Annotated in this window: 2 protein-coding genes; both read left to right on the top strand. The window is 57.1% G+C overall.

All coding sequences use genetic code 11. The features are described 5' to 3' along the window. Positions 1 to 1,066, top strand: a 1,066-nt coding sequence (locus tag EN991_RS32040; RefSeq protein ID WP_164769525.1) for a serine hydrolase domain-containing protein, incomplete at its 5' end; no start/stop codon positions are given. Positions 1,067 to 1,119: 53 nt separating this feature from the next. Next, positions 1,120 to 2,513 (top strand): ABC transporter substrate-binding protein (locus tag EN991_RS32035; RefSeq protein WP_127370251.1); only part of this gene is annotated, 1,394 nt, incomplete at its 3' end.

Raw genomic sequence — 2,513 nt, 5'->3', positions numbered from 1 at the left:
CGATTTCGAAGCCTCCCTTCCAGCACGCATGGCGGCCGCCAAGGTCTCAGGAGCCGCCGTCGCCATCGCCTCCAGAGACAGCGCGACGCGCTACACTGCGGCCTTCGGGTTTGCCGATCTGGCGCAAAACCGCAAATTGACCGCGGACACGCCAATGCATTTGGCTTCGGTCAGCAAACTGGTCACCGCCACGGCCCTGGTCCAGTTGTTTGAGCGGAAGGGCTACGATTTGCACGATGACATCAACAAGTTCATCGACTTTCGGATCAAGAACCCTCGCCACCCGAGCTTGCCGATCACGCCGCATCAGCTGATCACGCACACATCCAGTATCTCGGATAAAGGCTACGACGATCTGGACGTGGCCACCGACGGAGATCCGACGCAAAGCCTGAAGGGCTTTCTAAAGGACTTTCTTGTCGAGGGTGGCGCATACTATTCGCCTACCACGTCGTTTTGCCCAGCCAAGCCAGGCAATCGATGGAGCTACTGCAATGTCGGGGTGGCGTTGGCAGGTTATGCGGTCCAGTGCATCAGCAAGCAGAGCTTTTCCGCGTATACCCAGAAGAACATATTCGAACCGCTGGGTGTTCGAAATGCGCATTGGTATCTGAAAGAGTTTGCACCAAACGTTCTCGCCAAGCCTTATGAATATGGGAAAGGCGCGTTCAACGAGCTGCCGCAGGAGGGATATCCTGATGTCCCGTCTGGAATGCTTCGTTGCTCGGTAGCCGACCTCACAAAAATCCTGCGTGGCATGCTTGGCGGAATAACCGGCCAGTGCGCGATTTTGTCGCCACGCGCAGTAGCCGCCATGTTGCACGACCAGGTCGATCCGGAACTGGTTTCGTACCAGGGGCTGGGCTGGGTTTCTGAGCCGATCAACGGGCACGATTTCGTCGGGCATTCCGGCAGCGACGTGGGCGCCTCCAACATGGTGGTCCTGACGCGGGATCAAACCCATGCGGTCGCCGTGCTGATGAACATCGAGGGCACCAAGAAGACCGGCGATTTCAGGGCCTCGGTGATCGAAGACCTCGTCGGGGCGAAGCTTGCGAGATGGTGAGGCAGCTAACCACTCAGGAATGCCGTCAAAAAAACTAAAAAAGGGGAGAGAATATGAATAGACGCGAGTTTCTGATCTCGGCATCTGGTCTGTCGCTGGCCGCAGGGGTTGGAGTGCTGTCTCCTCCTGCGCATGCCTCGCAGGACGAGCTTGTGCTGGTGCTTGGCAGCAGCAGCAATGGCTGCCCCAACTACGACCCGATCCGCGGCACCTATCTCAATCTTGGAGCCTATTTGATCTACGACAGGCTGATCGAGATGGATGCCGATCAGTCCTACCATCCGCATCTCGCGCAATCTTGGGAAAATTCCCCGGACGGGATGAGCTGGAGCTTCACATTGCGTCAGGGCGTCAAGTTCCACGATGGCGAGCCCTTCAACGCGCACACGATCCCGTGGTGGATCTCGAAATACGCGGGCACCGAGAATCAGTTCATGGTCGACGCCATCGACCACGTCGAGATCATCGATGACCATGCGTTCCGGTTCATCATGAAGCGGCCAGAGCCAAATCTCATCTATTATTTGGCGAACGTGTTCATGGGAATCCCGAGCCCGAAGTCCTATGACGCAGTGAGTAACGGCTACGGCGTGACGGAAGCTGTGGGAACCGGGCCTTTCAAGCTTGAGAGCTTCGTCATCAGCCAGGAAACCGTGCTGGTCAGCAATGACGACTATGCCTGGCCCAATCCGCTCTCCGAAAATCAGGGGCCGCCAAGCATCAAGCGTCTGACACTGCGCGAGATTCCGGATGCTTCGACAGCCTTCCTGGAACTGAAGACCGGCGGGGTTGGCATGCTGCTTGGCCTGCCTACCGAATTTCTCCCTCAGTTGCAGGCTGAAAAGAGCATCAAGTTCCGGACCCTGCCCGGCATCGGCGTCACCACAATCAAGTTCAACGTTCGCAAGGAGCCGTTCACCGACATCAAGATTCGCCAGGCGACAGCCCTGGCTGTTGATCAAGCTGCCATCCTCAAAGGCGTCTACAACGGCATCGGAACAGAGTCGCACCAATTTCTTATCGCCTCGCTCGCGGAATCGCGGGTCGGCAAGGATTTTGAGATCCACTACGATGCGGAAAAAGCCAACCATCTGCTCGACGAGGCCGGATGGGTTCGTGGCGACGATGGCGTCCGTCACAAGGCCGGGGCGCCGCTGGCGGTCAGCCTCTGGACGAGAGGCGAGACCGAATACAAGCGGATTGCCGAAATTGTGCAGGCTCAGCTCAAGGCGGTTGGCATGGCGGTCGATATCGCTGTCTTCGATAAAGCCTCGCTGGATGATCAACTCAAAAAGGGCGAACACCAGTTTGTCGTCAATCACTACGATTGGAACAATGCGGACGAACTCGATTGGGAGTTCAGCGCAAAACGCATTCCCTTCCCAAACGTATCGATGTGGGACGATCCGCGCTCAGAGGAGCTCAACGAAATCGCAATGCACAAGTC

This window comes from Mesorhizobium sp. M7A.F.Ca.US.005.03.2.1, from assembly GCF_003997795.1.
GTDB classification, from domain to species: domain Bacteria; phylum Pseudomonadota; class Alphaproteobacteria; order Rhizobiales; family Rhizobiaceae; genus Mesorhizobium; species Mesorhizobium ciceri.
The sequence above is the reverse complement of the archived record's forward strand: the minus strand, read 5'-3'. Positions and strand labels throughout refer to the sequence as shown.